Source organism: Kribbella sp. NPDC050470 (genome assembly GCF_044458365.1).
Taxonomy (GTDB): Bacteria; Actinomycetota; Actinomycetes; order Propionibacteriales; family Kribbellaceae; genus Kribbella.
Genome location: NZ_JBITHV010000003.1, coordinates 354,094 through 378,696, shown reverse-complemented (window position 1 = coordinate 378,696; position 24,603 = coordinate 354,094). Strand labels below are relative to the sequence as shown.

General features: G+C 68.8%; 22 protein-coding genes. 8 read left to right on the top strand and 14 right to left on the bottom strand.

Annotated features, from left to right (window positions below):
• Nucleotides 1-1,314: a sugar ABC transporter substrate-binding protein gene (locus ACIBGM_RS10270; protein ID WP_360514750.1), complete on the bottom strand. Its 1,314-nt coding sequence runs from the start codon at nt 1,312-1,314 to the stop codon at nt 1-3.
• Nucleotides 1,315-1,511: 197 nt separating this feature from the next.
• Between ACIBGM_RS10270 and ACIBGM_RS10265 the strand changes: the two genes are divergently transcribed.
• From ACIBGM_RS10265 to ACIBGM_RS10255, 3 genes are all read left to right on the top strand, one after another.
• Nucleotides 1,512-2,213: an FCD domain-containing protein gene (locus ACIBGM_RS10265; protein WP_360514747.1), complete on the top strand. Its 702-nt coding sequence runs from the start codon at nt 1,512-1,514 to the stop codon at nt 2,211-2,213.
• Nucleotides 2,214-2,310: 97 nt separating this feature from the next.
• Nucleotides 2,311-4,269 carry a glycosyl hydrolase family 28-related protein gene (locus ACIBGM_RS10260; protein WP_396385143.1) on the top strand — a complete coding sequence of 653 codons (1,959 nt, stop codon included), beginning with the start codon at nt 2,311-2,313 and terminating at the stop codon, nt 4,267-4,269.
• A gap of 24 nt (nt 4,270-4,293) precedes the next feature.
• Nucleotides 4,294-5,445: a pyridoxal phosphate-dependent aminotransferase gene (locus tag ACIBGM_RS10255; protein ID WP_360514741.1), complete on the top strand. Its 1,152-nt coding sequence runs from the start codon at nt 4,294-4,296 to the stop codon at nt 5,443-5,445.
• Nucleotides 5,446-5,578: 133 nt separating this feature from the next.
• On the opposite strand, the gene ACIBGM_RS10250 is transcribed toward ACIBGM_RS10255, so the two are convergent.
• Nucleotides 5,579-6,016 (bottom strand): hypothetical protein, encoded by a 438-nt coding sequence (locus ACIBGM_RS10250; RefSeq protein WP_360514738.1) that lies wholly within the window; start codon nt 6,014-6,016, stop codon nt 5,579-5,581.
• A 226-nt stretch (nt 6,017-6,242) separates the two neighbouring features.
• On the bottom strand, nt 6,243-6,752 hold the full coding sequence (locus ACIBGM_RS10245; RefSeq protein ID WP_360514735.1) for a hypothetical protein: 510 nt from the start codon (nt 6,750-6,752) through the stop codon (nt 6,243-6,245).
• 641 nt (nt 6,753-7,393) lie between these two features.
• Between ACIBGM_RS10245 and ACIBGM_RS10240 the strand changes: the two genes are divergently transcribed.
• Both ACIBGM_RS10240 and ACIBGM_RS10235 read left to right on the top strand, forming a co-directional pair.
• The gene (locus tag ACIBGM_RS10240) at nt 7,394-7,897 is read left to right on the top strand and encodes a hypothetical protein (RefSeq protein ID WP_360514732.1); all 504 of its coding nucleotides are present in this window, start codon (nt 7,394-7,396) and stop codon (nt 7,895-7,897) included.
• Nucleotides 7,898-8,039: 142 nt separating this feature from the next.
• Nucleotides 8,040-8,927 carry a hypothetical protein gene (locus tag ACIBGM_RS10235; protein ID WP_360514729.1) on the top strand — a complete coding sequence of 296 codons (888 nt, stop codon included), beginning with the start codon at nt 8,040-8,042 and terminating at the stop codon, nt 8,925-8,927.
• Between the two features lie 115 nt (nt 8,928-9,042).
• On the opposite strand, the gene clpB is transcribed toward ACIBGM_RS10235, so the two are convergent.
• The 6 genes from clpB to dnaK all read right to left on the bottom strand — a co-directional run bounded on the left by clpB (nt 9,043) and on the right by dnaK (nt 16,909).
• Nucleotides 9,043-11,625, bottom strand: a complete 2,583-nt coding sequence (gene clpB, locus ACIBGM_RS10230) for an ATP-dependent chaperone ClpB (protein WP_360514726.1) — start codon at nt 11,623-11,625, stop codon at nt 9,043-9,045.
• Between the two features lie 253 nt (nt 11,626-11,878).
• Complete coding sequence (locus ACIBGM_RS10225) at nt 11,879-12,427, bottom strand: GNAT family N-acetyltransferase (RefSeq protein WP_360514723.1); 549 nt, start codon at nt 12,425-12,427, stop codon at nt 11,879-11,881.
• 251 nt (nt 12,428-12,678) lie between these two features.
• Nucleotides 12,679-13,134, bottom strand: a complete 456-nt coding sequence (locus ACIBGM_RS10220; RefSeq protein WP_360514720.1) for a heat shock protein transcriptional repressor HspR — start codon at nt 13,132-13,134, stop codon at nt 12,679-12,681.
• A complete protein-coding gene (gene dnaJ, locus ACIBGM_RS10215) occupies nt 13,134-14,306 on the bottom strand; it encodes a molecular chaperone DnaJ (protein WP_360514718.1) in 1,173 nt (390 codons plus the stop codon). Before dnaJ ends, ACIBGM_RS10220 begins: the two co-directional genes overlap by 1 nt.
• Before the next feature lie 27 nt (nt 14,307-14,333).
• Nucleotides 14,334-15,047: a nucleotide exchange factor GrpE gene (gene grpE / locus ACIBGM_RS10210; protein WP_360514715.1), complete on the bottom strand. Its 714-nt coding sequence runs from the start codon at nt 15,045-15,047 to the stop codon at nt 14,334-14,336.
• Complete coding sequence (gene dnaK, locus ACIBGM_RS10205) at nt 15,044-16,909, bottom strand: molecular chaperone DnaK (RefSeq protein ID WP_360514711.1); 1,866 nt, start codon at nt 16,907-16,909, stop codon at nt 15,044-15,046. The genes grpE and dnaK overlap by 4 nt, the downstream gene beginning before the upstream one ends.
• 232 nt (nt 16,910-17,141) lie before the next feature.
• Here dnaK and ACIBGM_RS10200 point away from each other — a divergent pair, with 232 nt between their 5' ends.
• The 3 genes from ACIBGM_RS10200 to ACIBGM_RS10190 all read left to right on the top strand — a co-directional run bounded on the left by ACIBGM_RS10200 (nt 17,142) and on the right by ACIBGM_RS10190 (nt 19,252).
• Nucleotides 17,142-17,615, top strand: a complete 474-nt coding sequence (locus tag ACIBGM_RS10200) for a GNAT family N-acetyltransferase (RefSeq protein ID WP_360514708.1) — start codon at nt 17,142-17,144, stop codon at nt 17,613-17,615.
• Nucleotides 17,616-17,760: 145 nt separating this feature from the next.
• Complete coding sequence (locus ACIBGM_RS10195; RefSeq protein ID WP_360515120.1) at nt 17,761-18,192, top strand: phosphoribosyltransferase; 432 nt, start codon at nt 17,761-17,763, stop codon at nt 18,190-18,192.
• 145 nt (nt 18,193-18,337) lie between these two features.
• Entirely contained in the window at nt 18,338-19,252 is a 915-nt protein-coding gene (locus ACIBGM_RS10190; RefSeq protein ID WP_360514705.1) for a DUF559 domain-containing protein, read from the top strand.
• A 19-nt stretch (nt 19,253-19,271) separates the two neighbouring features.
• Here the strand turns inward: ACIBGM_RS10190 and hutI are convergent, their stop codons facing one another.
• The 5 genes from hutI to ACIBGM_RS10165 form a co-directional block, all read right to left on the bottom strand.
• Nucleotides 19,272-20,435 (bottom strand): imidazolonepropionase, encoded by a 1,164-nt coding sequence (hutI, locus tag ACIBGM_RS10185; protein ID WP_360514702.1) that lies wholly within the window; start codon nt 20,433-20,435, stop codon nt 19,272-19,274.
• Complete coding sequence (locus ACIBGM_RS10180) at nt 20,432-21,742, bottom strand: formimidoylglutamate deiminase (protein WP_360514699.1); 1,311 nt, start codon at nt 21,740-21,742, stop codon at nt 20,432-20,434. Before ACIBGM_RS10180 ends, hutI begins: the two co-directional genes overlap by 4 nt.
• Nucleotides 21,739-22,926 carry an allantoate amidohydrolase gene (locus ACIBGM_RS10175; protein WP_360514696.1) on the bottom strand — a complete coding sequence of 396 codons (1,188 nt, stop codon included), beginning with the start codon at nt 22,924-22,926 and terminating at the stop codon, nt 21,739-21,741. The genes ACIBGM_RS10180 and ACIBGM_RS10175 overlap by 4 nt, the downstream gene beginning before the upstream one ends.
• Entirely contained in the window at nt 22,923-23,855 is a 933-nt protein-coding gene (locus ACIBGM_RS10170; RefSeq protein ID WP_360514693.1) for an ABC transporter substrate-binding protein, read from the bottom strand. Before ACIBGM_RS10170 ends, ACIBGM_RS10175 begins: the two co-directional genes overlap by 4 nt.
• A 97-nt stretch (nt 23,856-23,952) precedes the next feature.
• Entirely contained in the window at nt 23,953-24,603 is a 651-nt protein-coding gene (locus ACIBGM_RS10165; RefSeq protein WP_360514690.1) for an ABC transporter permease, read from the bottom strand.

The following is a 24,603-nucleotide window of genomic DNA, read 5'->3' as shown; positions in this document are numbered from 1 at the left end:
TCAGTTCCCGGCCCACTTCTTCGTCCAGTACTCGTCCCAGCTCTTCAGGATCTCGGCCGGCTGGGCCTTCCCGGTGATCAGCTTCTGTACGTCGGCATCGGCCTTGTTGCCCCACTCCGTCGACCACGGCACGCCGCGCGGCTGCGTCACCACGACGTAGGTGTCCGGCGACTCGTTCATCGCCACGTACGACGCCCATGGGCCGTCCTTGAAGAACGGGTCGTCGGCCGCCGACTTCAGGATCGGCACCAGGCTGTTCTCCTTCGAGAACGTCATCGCGGAGTCGCCGGAGGTCAGGAACTTCACCAGTTCGACCGCCTCCTTCTTGTGCGTGCTGCCCTGCGCGACACCCCAGCCTGCGTTCGCCAGCGGTTGAGCCGCCTTCCCGGTCGGTCCGACGGGCAGCGGCGCCGTACCCCACTGGTCTTCTTTGATCGTCTTGGACTGCTTGACGGTCGCAATGACTTCGGGGTCCTGCAGCAGGAAGCCCGTCGTACCGGAGGTGAAGCCCTGCACCATCTCCGGGTAGCCCCAGCTGACCGAGGACGGCGGGGCAGCGTTCTTGAACAGGTCGACGTACAGGTTGAGCGCGTCGACCGCCTTCGGCGACGAGAAGATCGTCTTGCCGTTGGTCAGCTTGAACGCGTTGTCCCGGTTGATGTCGTCGATCACGTAGCCGGAGATGACCGCGATCGCGTTGCCGCCGGCGCCGAGGCCACCGCGGAACGAGTACCCGTAGACGTTCTTGGACGGGTTGTTGATCTTCTTCGCCTGCTCGACCAGCTCGGCCCAGCTCTTCGGCGCGCCGCCGAACCCGGCCTGCTGGACCAGGTCCTTGCGGTAGAACAGCGACAGGCCGTAGAAGCCGTACGGGACCATGTACGACTTGCCGCCCTCCTGGGCGACCTTGAGCGCGTTCGGGGTGAGTGCCTGCAGGCCGTCCCAGCCCTTCAGGTCGGGCGCCATGTCGTAGATCCACTTGTTGGTCGAGAACGGCCCGACCGTGGTGTCCCGCACCTCGAGTACGTCGACACCCTTGCCGGACTGCAGCATCTGCTGGATCTTTTGGTCCGCCTGGTTGGTCGGCGGCGAGATCAGCTGCACCTTGATCCCGGAGTTCTTCGCCTCGAAGTCGGCGATCAGCTTCTTCAGCAGCGTGGTCCGGGTCGGGTTGGTCAGGCTCTCGACCATCTGCAGCGTGACCTGGCCGTCGGCCTTCTCGGCGGGGCCGGGACCGCAGGCGGTGAGCAGCAGCGCGGCGGCCGTCGCCGCGGCGGCGAGCGGTGCGAACATCGTGCGTGGCCGGTGGGGCATGGCACGTCTCCTCAGGGGATGTGGGCCAGGGGATGACTGGAGGGCATCAGATGATTTTGGCCTGACATCTGATGAATCGGTCGACCGTTCCTGCACCCTAGCGACCGGCACGCGGGAACGACAAGATGTTGGCGAGAATGTGACCACGAGTGGTCTGAGGACTTACTCTTTTAGGTGGAGACCCGAGGAGGTGGCAGATGGCAGCCACGGACAAGGCCCTGGCCGGCCTGCGCCAGATGATCGCGTCCGGCGAGCTCGGGCCGGGCGCCAAGTTCCCGCCGGAGCCCGAGCTGTGCGACCACCTCGGCGTGTCCCGCAGCTCGCTGCGCGAGGCGGTCCGGTCGCTGGCCGCGCTCGGCGTGATCGAGTCCCGGCACGGCTCCGGGACGTACGTGTCGGCGCTCGACCCGGCCGAGATCATCAGCCGGTTCTCACTCTCGGTCGAGCTGATCCCGCTCGAGGGCGTGCTCGAGCTGATGGAGGTACGGCGAGTGCTCGAGGCGCACGCCACCGCGGCGGCCGCCGCCCGCCAGGACCCGGACCTGGAACGGCGACTGAGCGACATCCTGGACAAGCTGGAGGCGACCACGGACGCCACCGAGATCCAGATCCTGGATGCCGAGTTCCACGGCGCGATCTGCACGGCCGGCGGCAACCCGACCGTCACCGCCCTGACCGGCGTGATCCGGGGTCGCGGCGGCCACTACCGCATCTTCGAGCCGGGCGCGGACTTCGACGCGATCAAGCAGACCAGCGACCGCGGCCACCGCGCGATCCTGGCCGCCATCGCCCGTCGGGACCCGGCGGCCGCAGCCACCGCCGCCTCCGCCCACATCGCCCAGACCGAGCTCTGGCTCCGAGCCCTCCGCCCCGAACCACAGGTCGAACCCACGAGCTGACTGGCACGAATTTTCTCAAGACTGTCGAGATCTTGCGCAGTGCTGTCCCTCTGCATAACCTCCAGGCGCCGGTTGTTCGTCTGGAGGGGATCCGCCAATGTCCCGATCACGCCTACGTGCCGTCGCCGTCGTCCTGACCACCGCCTTGCTCGGAGCCGTTCTCGTCACCCCCGCTGAGGCAAGTCGCCCGGCCCCACGGATCACCCGCGCCGGACTCGATCCCGCCTTGGTCGCCGGTCGCGGCGCGGACGCCGCCTTCGTCGAGCAGGAAGCCGAGAACGCCTTCCACACCGGCGAGAAGCTCGGCCCGAGTCGCGAGGCCTACACGCTCCCCGCCGAGGCTTCCGGACGGACCGCCGTACGACTGACCTCGACGCAGTACGTCGAGTTCACGCTGACCGAGCCGGCCAACGCCTTGACCCTGCGCTACAGCATCCCGGACGCGCCCGCCGGCGGCGGGATCCAGGCTCCGCTCGACGTGACCGTGAACGGCAAGCACCGGCAGACGATGACGCTGACATCGGAGTACGCCTGGCTGTACGGCATGTATCCGTTCTCGAACGACCCGAACGTCGACCCGATCCCCGGCTGGTGGAAGCCCGAGCCGGACCCGGTCGCGAAGCCGTTCCGGCCGAACCACTTCTACGACGAGCAACGCCTGCTGCTCGGCCGGACCTACCAGGCCGGCGACCGGGTCCGGTTCGCCGTACCGCGGAACACGCCCGCCGCCTGGTACGTGCTCGACCTCGCCGACTTCGAACTGGTCGGCGCACCGAAGCACCAACCGCGGAAGTCGCTGTCGGTGCAGTGGTTCGGCGCCGACCCGACCGGGCGGCGCGACGCCGCGCCCGCGATCGAGCGGACGATCGCCGCGGCCAAGAAGATCGGGTGGTCGGTGTTCATCCCGCCGGGCACGTACCAGGTCAACCGGCACATCGTGGTCGACCAGGTGACCGTCCGCGGCGCCGGCAACTGGTGGACGATCATCAGGGGCAAGGTCCTGCCGCTGCCCGAGCCCGCGCCGGACAAGTCGGTGCACAGCGCACCCGGCTTCTACGGCAAGTACGCCGCGGACGGCGGCAGCACCCGCGTCCACCTGGCCGACTTCGCGATCGAGAGCGACATCCGGGAACGGATCGACACCGACCAGGTGAACGGGATCGGCGGCGCCATCGGCGGTGGCTCGGTCATCGAAGGCCTCTACCTGCACCGCACCAAGGTCGGCATCTGGCTGGACGGCCCGATGGACGGGCTGCTGATCCGGAACAACATCATCACCGACGCGATCGCCGACGGGATGAACCTGCACCTCGGCGTCTCGAACGTCCGGGCGACGAACAACTTCGTCCGCAACAGCGGGGACGACGGGCTCGCGATGTGGTCGGAGGCCAACCCGGACGGCCTGGTCAACCACGACAACGTCTACGACCACAACACCGTCCAGACGCCGGTCCTGGCGAACAACATCGCCATCTACGGCGGTCGCGACAACGCCGTCACCGACAATCTCGTCGCCGATCCGATCCGCGAGGGCTCCACTCTGCATGCGGGCTCGCGGTTCAACTCGACGCCGTTCGAGGGGACGCTGACGTTCGCCCGCAACACCACCGTGCGCGGCGGACCGCGGGACCTGAACTGGGACCTCGGTCTCGGCGCGATCTGGCTGTACGCGCTGCAGTCCACGATGTCCGGGCGGATCGAGATCCGGGACAGCGCGTTCCTGGACTCGACGTACAACGCGATGCTGTTCGTCGTCGACTGGCCGGTGAAGGACACCTACGCGATCGAGAACGTTGCGGTGAGCAACATCAAGGTGGACGGCACCGGGACCAACGTGGTCAACGCCCGGGTCGGCGGCTGGGCGACCTTCGAGAACGTCGACGCCCGCAACGTCGGCGCGCCGTTCGTCAACAACTGCGGCACGTTCCAGTTCGACGGCACGCCCGAGTTCGAGGTACGCCTGCTGTCTGGCAACGACGGCGGCTGGACCGGCGCGACCTGGTGCGAGGACCGTCCGGCCGTCGTACCGCCCCCGCCGCCTGCTCCCTGGAACTGATGGTGTCGCGCTAGTGTCGGGGGCATGCGCGGACACGCTCAGCGGTTGACGGGGCTCGGGACGACGATCTTTGCGGAGATGTCGGCCCGGGCGGTGGCGACGAACTCGGTCAACCTCGGGCAGGGGTTTCCGGACCGGGACGGGCCCGACTCGCTGCTCGAGGACGCGATCAGCGCGATCCGGGCCGGCGCGAACCAGTACCCGCCGGGCCGCGGCGTACCGGCGTTGCGGCAAGCGATCGCCGATCACCAGAAGCGGTTCTACGACCTGTCGTACGACCCTGACACGCAGATCCTGGTGACCACGGGCGCGACCGAGGCCGTCGCCGCCGCGCTGCTCGCGTACGTCGAGCCGGGTGACGAGGTGATCGCTCTCGAGCCGTACTACGACTCCTACGCCGCCGGCATCGCCTTCGCCGGCGGCCGCCGCGTCCCGGTCACGCTGCGCGCGCCGGACTTCCGCCTCGACCTCGACGAGCTGCGGGCCGCGGTCACCGCGCGTACGAAGGTCCTGCTGATCAACTCGCCGCACAACCCGACCGGCACCGTCCTCACCGACGACGAACTGCGCGGCATCAGCAGCATCGCGATCGAGCACGACCTGGTGGTCATCACCGACGAGGTCTACGAACACCTCGCGTACGACGGACTCCAGCACCGCCCGCTGGCGTCGTACGACGGAATGGCCGAACGCACCGTGTCGATCAGCAGCGCCGGCAAGACGTTCGCCGTCACCGGCTGGAAGATCGGCTGGGTCACCGCGAGCCCCGACGTGGTGACCGCAGTGACCACTGCCAAGCAGTTCCTCACCTTCACCTCCGGCGCGCCGTTCCAGCCCGCCGTCGCCGGTGCGCTTGCCCTAGGCAACGAGTATTTCGACGGCCTGCGCGCCGACCTGCAGTCCCGCCGCGACCTGCTCTGCGACGGCCTCGAGGAGCTCGGCTTCGGCGTCCACCGCCCGCAAGGCACCTACTTCGTCACCACCGACATCCGCCCCCTCGGCCACACCGACGGCATCGACTTCTGCCGCATGCTCCCCGAACGCACCGGTGTCGTAGCCATCCCCCACCAGGTCTTCTACGACAACACCGCCTCCGGCCGCCCCCTGGTCCGCTGGGCCTTCTGCAAACAACCCGAAATCCTCCAAGAAGCCCTAACCCGCCTCCAAAAACTCTGACGGCCCGGTGTGTGGATGGCGCAGGACAGCCGCCGGTTGCTTGTGGCATACTTGCGGTAGCTCGCCAGGTGCTGCTTGGCGAGAAGTGAAGCTGGGATTCCCACCGGATGATGGGGCCCAGCTTTCGCGCTTTCTAGCGGACCGCGATGTGATGGACGACGACCATCTCGGACAACGCCAGCAGCCACCTCGGCTCCCCAAGGTTGGCCGCCGTCACGGCGCCTGCGACCGCATCCGGCAGCCAGAGCATCGGTTCCTGCAGTGGTCGCGCGAACTCGACCGAGGTTCCCCTCGACAACAGGCTCTTGTCGCGGGCACTGTCGACCAGGCTGCGATCCCGATTGTCCTGTGACGGCGCACGCGACTCGAGGCAGATCTCGCTGACGCCAAGCTGATCCAGCTCGTAGAACAGACGCTCGAGGCAGCAACGCCTGGCACGCTCCTGCTTCAGCCGGTGCACAGGCGAGCCGACCACGACGATGGCCACGACCCCCAGCCCGGCGACGGTCTCGGCGATCAGATCCCTCCGCTTGGCGGACTCAGCCACCCAGTGGAGCCGTACGGCGCTCATCGATTGCGCCTTCGTCCATCCACAGGGTTGACGGGGCAGATGGTTCGGGGCGTGGGGTTTCTGCTACTTCGGCAGGAAGTGGGCGAGGGTTTGGGGGTCTCTGGCTATTGCTGTGGTGTTGTCGTCGGCGGTGACGCGACGCCGGCTTCGTCGAGGGCCTTGGTGGCGGCTCGGCATTTCGAGCAGGCGGGGTTGATCCAGATCTCCACGGAGTGCAGTCCTTCGGTCAGCGGTGGTGGAACCAGAGCTTGGTGGGTTGCTGGAGCATCAGGACCAGCAGCGTCGCGTGGATGGCGAGGCCGAGGATGCTGTTGGGAAGGGCCATCAGGCCGCCGGCGATGCCGGTCGCGGCGACGGCGATGAGCATGTAGCGCGCCCAAGCGCGGCGTTTGCGGATGTAGACGGCCGGGAGGATGTACGCGACCGCGCAGACCAGGATGACCGCGACGACCAGGCCCTTCGCGTCCTTGGAGCCGGCGACGACCTCGGCGACCTGCTCGCCTGCGGAGGTGAGCGTCAGGCCGCCAAGGAGGACGCACAGGGCACCGAGGCCCAGCGAGATCACCGAGGCGATGGTCACCTGCTTCGGCGGGCCTGGTTGCTGAGCGTAAGGACTCTGTCCAGCGCCGTACGACGGCTGCGGTCCGGGAGCGGGCGGACCTCCGGGTGTGCCGAAGACGCCCTGGTACGGACCGGGGCGGTCGTCGCCGGCGTTGTTGCCCTGCTGCTCGGTCATGCCTCGAAGAGTTCCTTCCACCAGATCAACTCCGATCCTCGCAGATCGGCCAAACCTCACCACTCAGAACGCGGTGACGACCCGGATGTCGAGTGGGGAAGGCCCCCGAGCTGCGCAGGTCATCGGCGGTCAGCCCCGCGCCGGGGACGCGGGCCGCAGGGGCAACCGGACCTACAGCCAACTGATGTCGGGCCCAGGCCTGTCGCGCTGCTTGGAGCCGATCCGTTGACGGAGGAACGTCAGCACGTGCTGTAGCTGCACGAACGCCGTGCGGCACTCGCTCGAGGGCTACGCCTCGGCATCAGGCTCCACGTCCGCGTCTTCTACGGACAAGAACCGCTCCAGCTCGCAAGGCGACGGATCACAGTCGAACAGTCTCTTGCGTTCTGGCCCACGCCAGCGACTTGACGTTGCTCGGGGCAAGCTTGCTCCGAGTCCTTCGACGCAGCGTTGAGCACCTGAGCACACTCCGCTGAGTACATTGATCGATCCGGCTGATACGTCCGCGCGACCGCCCCGCGTCCTTGACAATCCCCCGCGCTGGTGGTGCCGTCGAAGCAGGATTCGCCATGCTCACAAGCGATCCGGGGGGACACGTCGGCCGTCGGCTGCGCCCTCCCCGATCGGAGAGGGGAGCACAGATGAGCAAGAAGCGACTATCCATGGTGGGGGCGGGCCTGATCGCTCTGCTGCTGGCCACCGCAAGCCTCCTGCAGCCGTCGGCGGCGCAGGAACCACCACCGCCGATCGCGACGGAGATCCTGAGTCCGCGGTCGGTATTCACGGACAACGTAGATCTGAAGTTCAAGGTGAAGCTGTCCGGCCAGTCGACCAAGGTCGTGAACCTGAAGGATCCATCGCGGACCGTGACAGCGAAGTTCACCATCCAGCCTGGTGCGAGGTTCCCCTGGCACACTCACTACGGTCCCGTGATCGTCAACGTCGTCGCGGGGGAGCTGGTCTACGTCGATTCGGAAGACTGCGTCGAGCGTCCGTACCCCGCGGGGACCGCGTTCGTCGACCTCGGCCACGGTCACGTTCACACCGCGTTCAACCGCACTGGCGGGGTGACCGTGCTGATGGGCACGTTCTTCGAAGCACCAGCGGAGGGATCGCTGCTGATCCCTGCGGAGCCCGGCTGCTGAACGCATGCGCGATGCCCAGCGCGACGGAGAGCACGTCGCGCTGGGCTCTGATCCCGCGCGTCCGGGACAGTTCGCCGTTTCCTCGCCGTGCTGTCCGCGATGACGCGCGTTGTTGACCGGTGCCAGCCCTATATTCGGGGCCATGTCACAGAAACGGGTCGCCGCGCTGGGCCTGCTCATGGCCCTTGTGGTGGGGCTGACCGGCTGCAGCGCTGACGCGGAAACGAGCGAGTCGGTCGAGCCATCGGCGGCGCCGACATCGGTCCCGTCGCCAACTGCGACGTACGATTCGCCCAGTCCCTCTGTCAAACCGCTCGGTCCGATCACACCGAGCGGTCAGCCCACGGCGACGGTCCCACCATCACCACTGCCCGCCGTCGGTGCCGCGTGCCTGCAGCCGTCCGACCGGGCACGCCGCGTAGTCATTCCAACGAGTTCCGGCGCACAGCTCACCGCTGCCTTGCTGGGTGGTGGGCGGCGCGGTGTGGTCCTTGTCCATCAATCCGACGGGGACCTGTGCCAGTGGCTTCCCTACGCCCGAGAACTGGCCCGCGCCGGCTACCTCGTACTCGACCTCGACCTGACGACATCTGGCTACGTGCAGTACGAAGGCGTGCAAGCCAATCCGCTCGGTCTGTCCGTCTCGGCGGCTGCAGGCTATCTACGCAAGCAGGGTGCGGCCGCGGTCGTCCTCGTCGGCGCCTCGATGGGCGCGAACGCGTCACTGGCCGCCGCTGCCATCACCACACCCCGCGTCGCCGCAGTGGTCAGCCTGTCTTCCCCGGCGGAGTACAACGGTATCGACGCCCGCACCGCGGCAGGCATGCTCCGCGTGCCGGTGCTCTATGGCGCAGCAGCAGACGACGGTGAGTTCGGCACGGCCGGAAGACTGTTGCATGCGGCAACCAAATCGCAGAAAGCGCTCCACATCGTGCCCGGCGCTTTGCACGGTGTCGCCCTGATCGGCCAGGACGGCGATCCGACCCTACGGCGTGCCGTCGGCGCTTTCATCGCCACGCACACGCGCTGAGATCCCCGTGCCCGCGAACGATCCACTCGTACTGTAGCTCGGTCGTCCCGGAATCTCAGAACGCAACGGCCGGGCCCGGTCGGGGAACCGGGCCCGGCTGCGCCTGCCGACGGTGTCAGGCGCGGGCTACCTCGAGAGCGTCCTTGGCCTCGTTGAGAATCACCTGGACGGTGTCGCCGTCCCGGATCTCGCCGGCCAGCAGGCCGCGGGCCAGTTCGTCGCCGATCGCGGACTGCACGAGGCGGCGGAGGGGCCGGGCACCGTAGACCGGGTCGTAGCCGGTCATCGCGAGCCACTCCATCGCGCCGTCCTCGACGTCGAGCGTGATCCGGCGGTCGGTCAGCCGGCGCTGCAGCGCGGTGATCTGCAGGGCGACGATCTGGGTCAGCTCCTCGCTGCCCAGCGCGTCGAACAGCACGATCTCGTCCAGCCGGTTGATGAACTCCGGCTTGAACGACTGCCGCACGACCGCCATCACCTGGTCCCGCTTCACCTTGTCGTCCAGCGCCATATCGGCCAGGTACGCCGAGCCGAGGTTGCTGGTCAGGATCAGGATCACGTTGCGGAAGTCGACCGTACGACCCTGGCCGTCGGTCAGCCGCCCGTCGTCCAGCACCTGCAGCAGGATGTCGAAGACCTCGGGGTGCGCCTTCTCCACCTCGTCGAGCAGGATCACCGAGTACGGGCGCCGCCGGACGGCCTCGGTCAGCTGGCCACCCTCCTCGTACCCGACGTAGCCGGGCGGGGCGCCGACGAGCCGCGAGACGCTGTGCTTCTCGCCGTACTCGGACATGTCGATGCGGACCATGGCGCGCTCGTCGTCGAACAGGAAGTCCGCGAGAGCCTTCGCCAGCTCGGTCTTGCCGACACCGGTCGGGCCGAGGAACAGGAAGCTGCCGGTCGGCCGGTCCGGGTCGGAGATCCCGGCGCGAGCCCGGCGTACGGCGTCACTGACAGCCTTGACCGCCTCGCGCTGGCCGATCAGCCGGCGACCCAGCTCGTCCTCCATCCGGAGCAGCTTGCCGGTCTCGCCCTCGAGCAGCCGGCCGGTCGGGATACCGGTCCACATCGCGATCACCTCGGCGATCTCGGTCGGGCCGACCTCCTCGTTGACCATCGCGTCGGGACCCTCGGTGACCTCCGGCTCGGCGTCGGCCGCCTCCAGCTCCTTGGTGAGCTGCGGGATCTCGCCGTACAGGATCCGGGCCGCGGTCTCCAGGTCGCCGTCGCGCTGGGCGCGCTCGGCCTGGCCGCGCAACTCGTCGATCCGCTCCTTGATCTCACCGACCCGATTCAGGCCGGACTTCTCCCGCTCCCAGCGGGCCTCCAGCGCGCGCAGCTCCTCCTCGCGGTCGGCCAGATCGGCGCGCAGTCGCTCGAGCCGCTCCTGGCTGGACGGGTCCTCCTCGCGGGACAGCGCGAGCTCCTCCATCTTCAGCCGGTCGACGGTACGGCGCAGCGAGTCGATCTCGACCGGGGACGAGTCGATCTCCATCCGCAGCCGGGACGCGGCCTCGTCGACCAGGTCGATCGCCTTGTCCGGCAGCTGGCGACCGGTGATGTAGCGGTGGGACAGCGACGCGGCGGCGACCAGCGCGCTGTCGGAGATGGCGACCTTGTGGTGCGCCTCGTAGCGCTCCTTCAGGCCGCGCAGGATGGCGATCGAGTCCTCGACCGACGGCTCGCCGACGAACACCTGCTGGAAGCGGCGCTCCAGCGCCGGGTCCTTCTCGATGCGGGTCCGGTACTCGTCCAGAGTGGTCGCGCCGATCATCCGCAGCTCGCCGCGGGCCAGCATCGGCTTCAGCATGTTGCCCGCGTCCATCGAGCTGTCACCGGTGGCGCCGGCGCCGACGACGGTGTGCAGCTCGTCGATGAACGTGATGACCTGGCCGTCCGACTCCTTGATCTCGGTCAGCACGGCCTTCAGCCGCTCCTCGAACTCACCGCGGTACTTCGCGCCAGCGACCATCGCGCCGAGGTCGAGGCTGATCAGCCGCCGGCCGCGCAGCGACTCGGGCACGTCACCGGCCACGATCCGCTGGGCCAGCCCCTCGACGACGGCGGTCTTGCCGACGCCGGGCTCACCGATCAGAACCGGGTTGTTCTTGGTACGACGGGACAGCACCTGGACCACCCGCCGGATCTCGGAGTCCCGGCCGATCACCGGGTCGAGCTTGCCGTCCTTGGCCCGCTCGGTCAGGTCGACGCCGTACTTCTCGAGGGTCTTGGTGGTGCCCTCGGCCTCCGGGGAGGTGATCCGGCGGTTGCCGCGCATCTTGTCGAACGACTGCAGCAGCGCGTCGGCGGTCACGCCGAGCGCGGTCTTCGCGTTGCCCTCGACGGTCGCGAGCGAGATCAGCAGGTGCTCGGTGGAGACGTACTCGTCCCCGAGCCCGAGGGCCCGCTGCTCCGCCTGGTTCAGCACGTCGGTGGTCTTCGGCGACAGGCTCGGCGCCTGCACGCTGCCGCCGCTCGCCTTAGGCAGCCGGCGCAGGAACTCGGCGGTCCGCCGGCGTACGGCGTCGACGTCGGCGCCGGCCGCCTCGAGCAGGCCGACGGTGGTCCCCTCCGGCTGCGCGAGCAGCGCGGACAGTAGGTGAATGGGCTCCACGGTCGGGTTGCCCGCCGCGGAGGTCTGACGGATCGCGACCGACAGGGTCTCCCGGGCCAGCGTCGTCAACCGCTGAACGTCCATCTGGTTCCAGCCTTTCAAGCTCAGCCAACAGCAATCACTGGGTACAACCTATCCAAACTTGAGTCCATTCCACTCAACTTTGGAAAATCCTGGGGAGATCTCAGGGTTCACCTGGACAAACAGAACGGCTGGGGCGGCGTCGAGCTGCCCCAGCCGTCACAGACTGTCAGTACTGGTACGCGCCCGCGTCCCAGTGAGTTACGCCGGAGATACAGCGGCGTCGCAGGTATCCTTCAGCCAACCACCCTGGTAGTCAACCGCTCACTTTTTCGGTGAACTCCGAGGCCCGGATCCGGTACACCTGCAGCGTCAGGTCGTAGTACTTGTCCGTCTCCCCGACCCACTCCATACCCAGTCGGCCGGCGGTGGCGATCGCGCGCTTGTTGTTCGGCCGGGCGACCGCGAACATCTCGTCCACGTCGCCCTCCTTGAACGCCCAGCGCATCAGCGCATGGCTGGCCTCGGTCGCGTATCCGTTGCCCCAGGCACTGGGCCGCAGTTGCCAGCCGATCTCGAGGTCCTCCTCGTACGGCGGGAGCAGCCGGATCAGCAGGCCACCGACGACCTCGCCGTCCTCGCGGCGGGAGACCGCCCAGCGGCCGGCCGGCGGGACGAAGTTCGGCTGGGCCTCGATCCAGGCCTGCAGGATCGCGCGCATCGTGGCCGAATCGGTGACCTGGTCGATGGCCGGTGAGAGCCAGGGGGCCACGTCAGGAGAGCCGTAGATCTCGAGCGCGGCTTGTGCGTCGTCTTCTTCCCAGTCCCGGATCAGCAACCGGTCCGTCTGCAGGGTGAGCGTCACCCTGCCAGAGTAGGTCGGCGAGTGTGGCCAGACGAGAGAACCGCAGGGCGGTCCGGGGGAGGACCACCCTGCGGGGGCCGAAGGGCGCCCGGGGGGAGGGCGCGCCTTCGGCGGTGGAGACATCGGGGGGACGACGTCTCCACTGACCGGAGGCTCCGAAGGGGGAGTCGGACGCCTCCGGATTCATGGGCTCGAAAAGTCCGAACCCTGGTTTCGGTGAGCTCAGCACAACTGCCTGAGCCCAGGCTTTCTCAGCGGGGGCCCAGCTCCAAGGGCTGGGTCCTGATCCAGCGTGTCGTGGTCTGCTGCCGGCCCATGGCGATCACGTCGCCGGCCGGACCGGCCGAGAACACCCGGCTTCCGGTCGTCTGCCGGGACGCGCCGACACCGCGCTGGACTTCTGCCAGCAGCTGGTTGACCCGCTTGCGCAGATCCTCCACTTCGGACTGTAGCGCGAGGATGTGCCGAATTCCCGCCAGGTTCACACCCTCTTCCTGGGACAGGTGCTGCACGTACCTCAGCTTCGCCACGTCGTACGCCGAGTACCGCCGGCCGCGGCCGGACGCCCGGCTCGGCGTGACCAATCCGAGCCGGTCGTACTGGCGCAACGTCTGCGGGTGCATGCCGGCCAGCTGGGCCGCCACCGAGATCACGTAGATCGGGGTGCGGTCGTCCCAGGTCGGCACCTGGCTGAACGGGATGCCCATCACGAGCTCCCGAACAACCCGGCCCGCAGGTCAGGCTGGTCCGACGCGGAGCTGAACTCCTGCAGCTTGGCGCGCTGCTCGTCGCTCAGCTCGTGCGGAACCTGCACATCGAGGGTGAGCAGCAGGTCGCCCTTGGTGCCGTCCCGCCGGACCGATCCCTTGCCACGGACGCGCAGCTTGCTGCCGTTCGCCGTACCGGCGGGGATCCGGACCGTGACGGGCAGGCCGTCCAGGGTCGGCACCTTGATCTCGGCGCCCAGCGCGGCCTCGGTGAAGCTCACCGGGACGTTCAGCGTCAGGTGCTCGCCCTGACGGCCGAAGATCCGGTGCGGCTTCACGTGCACGGTGACGTAGAGGTCGCCCGCGGGGCCACCTCGTTCGCCGGCCGCGCCCTTGCCCTTCAGCCGGATCCGCTGACCGTCCTGCACGCCCGCCGGGATGCGGACCTGCATGGTCTTGCTCGACTGGCCGCGGCCGGAGCCGTGGCAGGTCTCGCACGGCTCGTCGACGACCAGGCCGCGGCCCTTGCACTCGGTGCACGGCTCGGTCATGGCGAACACGCCGCCCTGGACCGAGGTCTGCATGCCCGTGCCCTCGCACTTCAGGCAGACCTTGGGCACCGTCCCGTACTTCGCGCCGGTGCCACGGCAGGTCTTGCACGGCGCGTCGCTGGTCATCCGGAGCGCCACGGTGACACCGTTCACGGCCTCGGCGAACTCGATCGTCGCCTCGGTCTCGATGTCCGCGCCGCGCCGCGGGCGGGCCGTCGACGTGGTGGTCGTGGTCCGGCCACCACCGCCGAACATGCCGCCCAGGATGTCGCCCAGGCCGCCACCGGCCCCGCCGCCGGAGCCACTGCGGTTGAACAGGTCGCCGACGTCGAAGTTGAACCCGCCGCCCGAACCACCGCTGCCCGGCATCCGGAAGCCGCCGCTGCCGAACAGCCGGCGCGCCTCGTCGTACTCCTTGCGCTTTTTGGCGTCGCCGACGACGTCGTATGCCTCGGAGACCTCCTTGAACTTGGCCTCCGCGGTCGCGTCACCGGCGTTGGAGTCCGGGTGGTACTTGCGCGCCAGCTTGCGATAGGCCTTCTTGATCTCGTCGGCCTCGGCGGTCTTGGAGACGCCGAGAACCTTGTAGAAGTCCTTCTCGAGCCAGTCCTTCGTGCTCATCCGACGCCTCCCCTCCCGTCGTGTCGCTCACTCCGCAGACGTGTCTGCGGACTTGTCGTCATCTGTGTTCTCCACCGGTACGCCGTCCTGCGCAGCGTCGGCCGGGAGCTGCTCGGTCGGCTCCGAGACGGCCACCCGGGCCGGACGCAGGACCCGCTCGCCGAGCCGGTACCCCGGCTGCATGACCATCGTCGCGGTCGGGCCGTCCACCTCGTCGGAGTAGTTGTGCAGCAGGGCCTCGTGGATGCGCGGGTCGAAGGGGTCGCCCTTCTCGCCGTACTTCACCAAGCCGAGCTTCTCGGTGACCCGCTCGAGCGACTCCGAGACCGCCTTGAAGGCGCCCTCCAGCTCACCCGCCTCGCGGGCCCGGCCGATGTCGTCCAGGATCCCGAGCAGCTCGGTCAGCACCGAGCCGATCACGAGCTCCCGGGACGCCTCCCGGTCGCGGTCCACCCGGCGCTTGTAGTTGACGTACTCGGCCTGCAGCCGCTGCAGGTCCGCCGTACGCTCGGCCAGCGCCTCGGTCAGCAGAGCCTCCTGCGCGGACGGGCCGATCAGGTCCGACGGGTCCCTCGGCGGCTGCGCGCCCGGGGTGCCCGGCATGCCCGGTGCGGCGCCGGCCGCGGGAGCGTCCGACAGGGACGGCTTCCGCAGCTCGCCGGTGTCCGGGTCGAGCCGGCGCTTGTCCCGGACGACGGGGTCACCGTCGCCGAACTCGCTGCCAGTCGGTCGATCCGTCACTTGTCCTCCGTCTTGTCCTGCGGCCGGTCCTCGTCCACGATCTCGGCGTCGACCACGTCGTCGTCGTTGCTCGTGGAGCTGTCGGAGGTCGAGGTGCTCTCGTCGGCGGAGCCGGAGCCGGCGGCCTGGGCGTTCGCGTACATCGCCGCGCCCATCTTCTGGCTGGACTGGGCGAGCTTCTCCGAGGCGGCCTTGATCACCTCGGCGTCGTCACCCTCGAGCGCCTTCTTCAGCTCGGCGACGCCGTCCTTGACCTCGGTCTTGACGTCGTCGGGGACCTTGTCCTCGTTCTCGGACAGGAACTTCTCGGTCTGGTAGACGAGGCTCTCGGCCTGGTTGCGGTTCTCGACCGCCTCCCGGCGCTTGTGGTCCTCCTCGGCGTACTGCTCGGCGTCGCGGACCATCCGGTCGATGTCGTCCTTCGGCAGCGCGGAACCGCCGGTGACGGTCATCCGCTGCTCCTTGCCGGTGGCCAGGTCCTTGGCGTTCACGTGCACGATGCCGTTCGCGTCGATGTCGAAGGTGACCTCGATCTGCGGCACGTTCCGCGGCGCCGGCGGCAGGCCGGTCAGCTCGAAGTTGCCCAGCGACTTGTTGTCCCGGGCCATCTCGCGCTCGCCCTGGTAGACCTGGATCATCACCGACGGCTGGTTGTCCTCGGCCGTGGTGAAGATCTCCGAGCCCTTGGTCGGGATCGTGGTGTTGCGCTCGATGATCTTGGTGAACACGCCGCCCTTGGTCTCGATGCCGAGGCTCAGCGGGGTCACGTCGAGCAGCAGGACGTCCTTGACCTCACCCTTCAGCACACCGGCCTGCAGGGAGGCCCCGACCGCGACGACCTCGTCCGGGTTCACGCCCTTGAACGCGTCCTTGCCGCCGGTCAGCTCCTTGACCAGGTCGGCCACCGCGGGCATCCGGGTCGAGCCGCCGACCAGGATGACGTGGTCGATCTTCGCCACGTCGATGCCGGCGTCCTTGATGACGGCCTTGAACGGGGCGCGGGCGCGCTCCAGCAGGTCGTTGGTCATCTTCTGGAACTCGGCCCGGGAGAGCTTCTCCTCCAGGTGCAGCGGGCCGGACTCGGTCAGGCTCAGGTACGGCAGGTGGATGGTCGTCTCGGCCGCGGCCGACAACTCGATCTTGGCCTTCTCGGCGGCCTCGGTGAGCCGCTGCATGGCCATTTTGTCACCGGACAGATCGGTGCCGTTCTTGTTCTTGAACTGCGTCACCAGCCACTGGACGATCCGGCTGTCCCAGTCGTCACCGCCGAGGTGGTTGTCACCGCTGGTCGCCTTCACCTCGAAGACGCCGTCGCCGATCTCCAGCAGGGACACATCGAACGTGCCACCACCGAGGTCGAAGACCAGGATGGTCTGCTCGTGACCTTTGTCCAAGCCGTACGCGAGCGCGGCCGCGGTCGGCTCGTTGACGATCCGGTGCACCTTCAGGCCGGCGATCTCACCGGCTTCCTTGGTCGCCTGGCGCTGGGCGTCGGTGAAGTACGCCGGCGTGGTGATGACCGCGTCGGTGACCTGCTCCCCGAGGTACGCCTCGGCGTCCCGCTTCAGCTTCTGCAGCACGAAGGCGCTGATCTGCTGCGCGGAGAACTTCTTACCGTCGATGTCCACGCTCCAGTTCTCGCCCATATGGCGCTTGACGGAGCGGATGGTGCGGTCGACGTTCGTGGTGGCCTGGCGCTTTGCCACCTCGCCGACCAGGACCTCGCCGTTCTTGGCGAAGGCCACCACCGAGGGCGTCGTGCGCGCTCCCTCGGCGTTGGGGATGACGGTGGGCTCGCCACCTTCCAGTACGGCGATGACGGAGTTCGTCGTACCGAGATCGATACCGACCGCGCGGGCCATGTGCTTACCTCCACGAAGTTGAGTGATGCGGACTCAATGTTGCCGTTCTGCCGCCCGGGTTTCAAATCCGTGACTGAACAAACTTGAGTACACCTGACTCAACATGGCATACGGCCGGGCCATTCCCAACCTCGACCCCCTGATTTCGGGGTCCAGGCCAGGGTGTGCCCAGGGCGACCCCTGCCGCGGCAAAGGCTTTCCGTGGGAGGGTGTAACCGTGAAGCTCCGCCCCATGACCTCCGCTGACGACACCGCGGTTCTCGCCCTGAACGCCGCCGCGGAGGGCCTGGTCGAGCCTCTCGGTCCGGACCGCCTGGACTGGCTGCGGCTGATCGCCGCACACGCCGCCGTGATCGACCTCGACGGCGAGGTGGCCGGGTTCGTCCTGACCTTCGCCCCCGGGTCCGCGCACGACGGCCTCGAGTTCCAGTGGTTCACCGAGACGTACGCCGACCGCTTCCTGCACCTGGACCGGATCGTGGTCGCCGAGCAGCACCGCCGTACCGGTATCGCGACCGCCGTCTACCGCGCGGTCGAGCGGTCCGCCAGGCCGTTCGACCGGCTGGTGTGCGGCATCAGGTCCGACCCGCCGGACATCGCCGGCCTCGCCTTCCACGCCGGTCGCGACTTCGTCGAGGTCGGCAAGCTCCGCCGCCCCGACGGGACCACCACGGCGCTCTGCTCGAAGGAGCTCGCCACCGACTAAATCGGGTGCGGGGCCGTCGAGGACCGGTCACCCTGGAGCCATGACCATCCAGGAGCGGTTGCGCGAGACCTTCGTCTGGCGGACGGATCGCAGCGTCTGAAGCAGCTACGCCGACGTCACCGGCTGGTGGCGCGACGCTGAGGTACTGCGTGATCTGGGCCCTGCGCTGGCCCGCCTGTACGACGTCACTCCGACGGTCGTGGTCGGTCCGGTGTCACGCGGGTCGATGCTCGGCGCGCTGACGGCGGCCGCACTGGGAGTCGGCTTCGTCGAGATCCGGAAGGACTGCGGCCCGGCAACGGACAGCGATCGCTGGATACAGCGGACGACCGGCCCGGACTACCAGGACCGACACGTCGTGTTCGGCTTCCGCCACGGCCTGGTCAAGTCCGGCGACCACGTCCTGATGGTCGACGACTGGGCAGACACCGGCGCCACCGCACTGGTAGCCCGCGCCCTCATCCAAGACTGCGGTGCCCACTGGATCGGCGCCGCCTGCATAGTCGACGCCCTAACCAACCCCCACCTACGCCACGACCTCCCCCTACGCGCCCTACTCGACGTACGGCGGTTGTAGCCCCGGACCGCCAGGCCATCACATTGACCAGCGGCCACCGCAGCCAAGCGCAAACTCTCGCGCGGATGCTGCGTTGTGATGGCCTGGCGGTCCGCCTGTGGATGACGCTCGGCGGATCCGGCCCGGCTTCGGCCATCATCTCGGCATGTCCGAGGTCCTCGACGTACTGCACCGGCGCGCGGGTACGGCGACGTTCGCGGAGCTTCGCGCCGTCGTCTCGGGTCGTGCCATCCGGGGAGCTCTGGCCGACGGCGCGATCCGGCGGATCGCCAAGGGCGTCTACGCCATTCCGCCGGATGCGGATCCGCTGGCCGCCGCACGTGCCCAGGGTGGGGTGGTGTCACACCTGAGCGCCGCCGTACTGCACGGCTTCGCGGCGCTCGAGTTGCCGAACAAGCCCCAGATCACCGTTCCGCGCGGTCAGCACCGCCGACTGAGCCCGATCGACTGTGACCTGCATTGGGCGGACGACGTCCCATCCGACGGCTGGTGCACCGGCAAGCTCCGAACGGTGCTGGACTGCGCACGCACTCTCGAGTTCGCCGCAGCCGTCACCGTCGCGGACTCGGCGCTGCGGCATGGCGCCGTGGATCGCTCCCAGCTGATGGTCGCGGCGGCTGAGCTCAGCGGTCCTGGCTCCCGGCGCGCCCGCCGAGTCGCGGCCGCCGCCGACGGCCGGGCGGAGTCGGCGTTGGAGTCCGCCCTCCGTTCCCTCCTGATCGAGGCGGGCATCGAAGGCTTCGAGCCTCAGGTCGTCGTTCAGGACGACCGCTTCTCCGCCCGGATCGATCTCGGCCACCGCGAGCTGCTGATTGCTCTGGAGGCGGACAGCTTCGCCCATCACGGCACGCGGCAGGCGCTCACCCGTGACTGCCGCCGGCACGTGAACCTCACCGTCCGCGGCTGGCGTCTGCTCCGCTTCTCGTGGGAGGACGTGATGTTCGACCCTCCGTGGGTGGTGGAGGTGGTTCGGCGGGCAGTGGCCGGATCTCCAGGCCATCACAATTCACGAAAGACAGCCGGCGTGAGTCGGCGTGGGCGACTGCTGCGACGATTGTGATGGCCTGGAGATCCGGCCCTCACCCCAGCCGCCCGCCCACGATCGTCTGGGTTACGAGCGGGACGCCCGGGCGGTAGGCGAGGTGGATGTAGGAGGGGGCGTCGAGGACGGCTAGGTCGGCGCGGGCGCCGGGGGTCAGGTGGCCGATGTCGGTGCGGCGGAGGGAGGCGGCGCCGCCGGCGGTTGCGGACCAGACGGCCTCGGCTGGGGTCATGTGCATCTCGCGGACGGCCAAGGCGATGCAGAAGGGCAAGGACGAGGAGTAGCCGGAGCCCGGGTTGCAGTCGGTGGCCAGGGCTACGGTCACTCCGGCGTCGATCAACCGCCGAGCATCCGGGTACGGCGACCGCGTGGAGAACTCGACCGCCGGAAGCAGCCCCGCGACGACCCCGGTCGAGGCGAGGCCGTCGATGTCGGCGTCGGTGAGGTAAGTGCAATGGTCCGCGGCCGCGGCGCCAACCTCGCAGGCCAACTGGACTCCCGGACCCTCGCCGAGCTGGTTGGCGTGGACCCGAGCCTGCAAGCCTTTCGCCTGTCCCGCGGTCAGGATCGCCCGCGCCTGGTCGCCGTCGAAGGCGCCGCGCTCGACGAACACGTCGACCCACTTCGCGTACTGCGCCGTTGCCTCGAGCATCGGCCCGGTCACGAGTGACACGTAGCCGGCCGGATCCTCGGCGTACTCAGCCGGTACGACGTGTGCCCCCAGATAAGTGGTCTCGTCGGTGAACTGACCGGCGATCTGCAACCCGCGCGCCTCGTCGGCGACCGTCAGCCCGTAGCCCGACTTGATCTCGACCGTCGTCGTGCCCTGCCGGCGCATCTCGGTCACCAGCCGCGCCACGTTGGCGGTCAGCACCTCGTCCGTGGCCTGCCGGGTCGCCGCGACCGTCGTCCGGATCCCGCCCGCGGAGTACGGCGTACCGGTCATCCGGGCGGCGAACTCCTCGGCCCGGTCGCCGGCGAACACCAGGTGCGCGTGCGAGTCGACGAAGCCCGGGATCACCGCCCGGCCACCCAGGTCGACAGCCTGATCGGCGGCCGGAGCCTCGCGCCGAGCACCCACCCAAGCGACCTTGCCGCCCTCGACCACCAGCGCCGCGTCCCGCACCTCGCCGAGCAGGTCGCCCCGCGCCGGGTCGTTGGTCACCAGCGAACCGATACCGGTCAGCAGCAGCGAGCTCATTCGGTCACCGCCTCGATCGCCGCCGCCAGCTCACCGGCCACGTCCAGCTTCAGGTGATTGCCCTGCGCAACTATCTGGCGTCCACCCACCACGACGTCGGTCACATCAGCCGCCGAGGCGGCGAAAACGGCTGTCTCCACAGTGTTTCCGGTCCCCGCCGTACGCACGCTGTCCAGCCGTACGGCGACCAGGTCCGCCCGAGCGCCGACCTCGATCACCCCCGCGTCCTCGAAGCCGAGCGACCGGTGCCCGTCGGCAGTCGCCGCCTTGAGGAGCTCGGCGGCGGACCAGTGGCCGCGCTCGTGGGAGGCGAGCCGCTCGTCGAGCTCCACCGCGCGCATCTCCTCGAACAGGTCGATCACCGCGTGGCTGTCCGACCCGAGCGTCAACGGCGACCCGGCGTCACGCAACGCCGACGACGGTCCGATGCCGTCGGCAAGGTCGCGCTCGGTGGTCGGGCAGAAGCACGAGTACGTCGCCGAGTTGCCGAGCAGACCCACATCGACGTCGGTGAGGTGGGTCGCGTGGACAGCGCTCGTCCGGCCGCTGAGGAAGCCGGTCTCGTCGAGGACCTGGGCCGGCGTACGACCGTAGGCGTCCAGGCAGGCAGCGTTCTCGCCGACTTGCTCGGACAGGTGGATGTGCAGGGGTGCGTCGGGCAGGGCGGCGGCGACTGCGCCGAGTTGCTCGTGCGGCACACCTCGGATCGAGTGCGCCGCCGTACCGATTACTACGTCGTCGGCGCCGGCCAGCAGCGAGACCCGGGAGGCCCAGGCTGCGGCGTCGCCGTCGCTGAAGCGTTGCTGGATGGAGTTGAGCGGCTGGTCGATCCCGCCGGCGACGTAACACGTGTCCAGCAGGGTGATCCGAAGGCCGGTGTCGCGGGCGGCGGCGATCAGCGCCGTACCCATGGCGTTCGGGTCGTCGTAGTGGCGTCCGCCCGGAGCGTGGTGCAGGTAGTGGAACTCGCCGACGGCGGTGATCCCGGCCAGCACCATCTCGCCGTACACGGCGCGGGCGAGGCGGTAGTACGACTCGGGGGTGAGCATCGACGCGACGGCGTACATCTGCTCGCGCCAGGTCCAGAACGTGCCGCGCTCGGTCTGCGTGCGGCCGCGCAGGGCGCGGTGGAAGGCGTGGCTGTGGCAGTTCGCGAGGCCGGGCAGCACGAGTCCGTTCAGCCGGATCGCGTCGCCCGGGTCCGCGTCGGCCTCGACCGCGGTGAAGCGTCCGTCGGCGATCGTCACCAGCACCCGCTCGGCGACCCCGGACGGCAGCAGGGCGCGCGAGCACCAGTACGACGTCACTTCGCGAGATCCTTCAGTACGGCGGCCAGCGCGTCCACGCCGGCCAGGCAGTCGTCCATCTCGGCGTGCTCGGCCGGCGAGTGCGAGATGCCGGTCGGGTTGCGCACGAACAGCATCGCGGTCGGGATCCCGGCGGCCGAGAACACGCCGGCGTCGTGGCCGGCGCCGGTCGGCAGGACGGGGGCGCCGTCGAGTACGTCGACGAGGCGGTCGCGCAGACCGGCCGGGAAGTCGACGATCGGCGACACGGACTCGGGGACGACCTCGAGCGTCGTACCGTCTCGTTCTGCTCTTTCCGTCGCTTGCTTGGTGATTGCCGCGAGCAACGACTCCAGAGTGGCCTGGTCGGCGGCCCGGGCGTCGAGCCAGGCGGTGACCTGCGACGGTACGGCGTTGGTGCCGTTGGGCTCGACGGAGAGCCGGCCGAAGGTCGCGCGGGCTCCGGCCAGGCGGGCCTGTTTGTTGGCGGCCAGCGCGGTCATCGCATAGGTGAGCATCGGGTCGTGCCGGTCCTCCATCAGCGTGGTGCCGGCGTGGTTGGCCTCACCGCCGAACGTGAACCGGTACCGCCCGTGCGGCCAGATCGAGCTCGCCACCCCGACCGGAGCGGTCAGCCCGCGCCCCTGCTCGACGTGCAACTCGACGAACGTTCCCATCTTCTGCAGCAACGGCGACGGCCCGACTCCTGCCGGATCAATCCCCGCCTCCTCCAACGCTGCCGCCAACGTCACCCCGGCCCGATCCGTCAACGCCAGTGCGCGCTCCGGCGGCAACACTCCCGCCGCCACCCGGGACCCCAGACAAGGCATCCCGAACCGCGACCCTTCTTCCTCCACGAACGCACCCACCCCGATCGGCACCGAAGGCACAAACCCCTCAGCCCGCAACCGATCAACAGCAGCAAGCGCGCTCACAACCCCCAACGGCCCATCAAAAGCACCCCCATCGATCACCGAGTCGAGGTGACTCCCGGTCACCACGCCAGACTCACCAGGGGGACCCCACCACGCGATGAGGTTGCCGATGCCGTCCGATTCGAGGGTCAGGTTGCGGGCGGCGCACTGGTCGGTGAACCAGTGCGTCGCCTCGCGTTCGGTGGGGGTCCAGCCGCCTCGGTGGTAGCCGCCGGTGTCGGGGCTGCGGCCGATGGCGGACTGGGACGCCCACAGGGATTCGAAGCTCAAGACAGCGGGTTCTTCGACAGCCAGTCCTTGGCGACCGCGTTCGGCGACTCCTTGCCGACGTCGATCCGCTTCACCATGTCGGTCAGCGCCTCCGTGGTCAGCTTGGCCGAGACCGCGTTCAGCGCGGCCGCGACGTCGTCCGACTTGTGGTCGGTGCGGATCAGCGGAACGATGTTGTTCGGCGGCAGGATGTTCTCCGGGTCCTCCAGCTGGACCAGGTTGTTGTCCTTGATCAGCGCCTGGGTGGTGAAGAAGTTCGACACCTGGATCTGGTCGTCCAGCAGCGCCTTCAGGCTCAGCGGACCACCGGCGTCCAGCGTCTTGTACTCCTTGCCGAACTCGACGCCGTACTTCTCCTTCAGGCCCTTCAGCCCGGCGTCGCGCACCTTGAACTCGGAGCTACCGCCCGCGGCCATGTCCTTGGCGACGTCCTTCAGGTCGCCGAGCGACTTCAGGCTGTACTTGTCCGCGGTCGCCTTGGTCACCACGATGGTGTCCTCGTCGGCGGCCGGCGACTTCTCCAGCACCTCCAGCCCGGACGGCAGGGACGCCTTCAGGGCGTCGTACGTCGCCTGGTCCTCGGTCTCGGTGGCGTCGGTCTTGAAGTAGTGCAGCGCGGCGCCGGTGTACTCCGGCAGCAGGTCGACCGAGCCGTCCTTGATCGCGGCCATGTAGGTCTCGCGGTTGCCGATGTTCGGCTTCTGCTTGACCTCGATGCCCTTCGCTGCCAGCGCCTGGCCGTAGATCTCCGCGAGCAGCTGGCTCTCGGAGAAGTCGGCGGACCCGACGGTGAGGCTGGTGACCTTCTCCGGCGCGGGCGAGGAACCCGCGTCGCTGTCGCCCAGCTGATCGCCCCCACCCCCACAGCCGGCCAGGCCGAGCACGGCCACCCCGGCGATCGCAGTACGGATGAGCGTGGATCTCAACACGAGAGCCTCCAGTGTCTCGTCAGCCACCGGCCGCTGCCGGCGGATGTTTCGATGGGGCGGATGATCTTCGGCAAGTTCATCAGGTACGTCGGACAGTTCAGTCGGTCTTGAGCCCGTCGGACACGGCGACCCGGCCGAAAAGGGCGAACATCACGTCGAGCAGGATGGCGAGCAGGGCGACCAGCAGGGCGCCGGTGAACATCTGCGGGAAGTCGCGGAGCTTCAGCCCGTCGACCACGTAGCGACCGAGGCCGCCGAGGGACACGAGCGCGGCGATCGTCGCGGTCGAGACGATCTGCAGCGTCGCGCCGCGCAGGCCGGAGATGATCAGCGGCATCGCGATCGGGATCTCCACCTTGGTCAGGATCTCGCGTCCGGTCATGCCCATCCCCCGGGCGGCGTCGATCGTGGCCGGATCGACACCGGACAGACCGGCGTACGTCGAGGCCAGGATCGGCGGGATTCCGAGCGCGACCAGCGCGATCAGGACCGGCAGGAAGCCGATCTGGTCGGTCAGCAGCACCGCGATCATCAGCAGTCCGAGGCTCGGTAGCGCCCGGGCCGCGTTGCCCAGGTTGATCGCCAGGAAGGCCCCGCGCCGGGTGTGGCCGATCCGCAGCCCCACCGGCAACGCGATCGCCGCGGACAGCCCGAGAGCGGCAAACGTGTACCAGATGTGCTCGAGGATCCGGGCCCAGATCCCTTCCGGACCGGACCAGTTGAAGGGGTCGCTCAGGTATTCCCACAT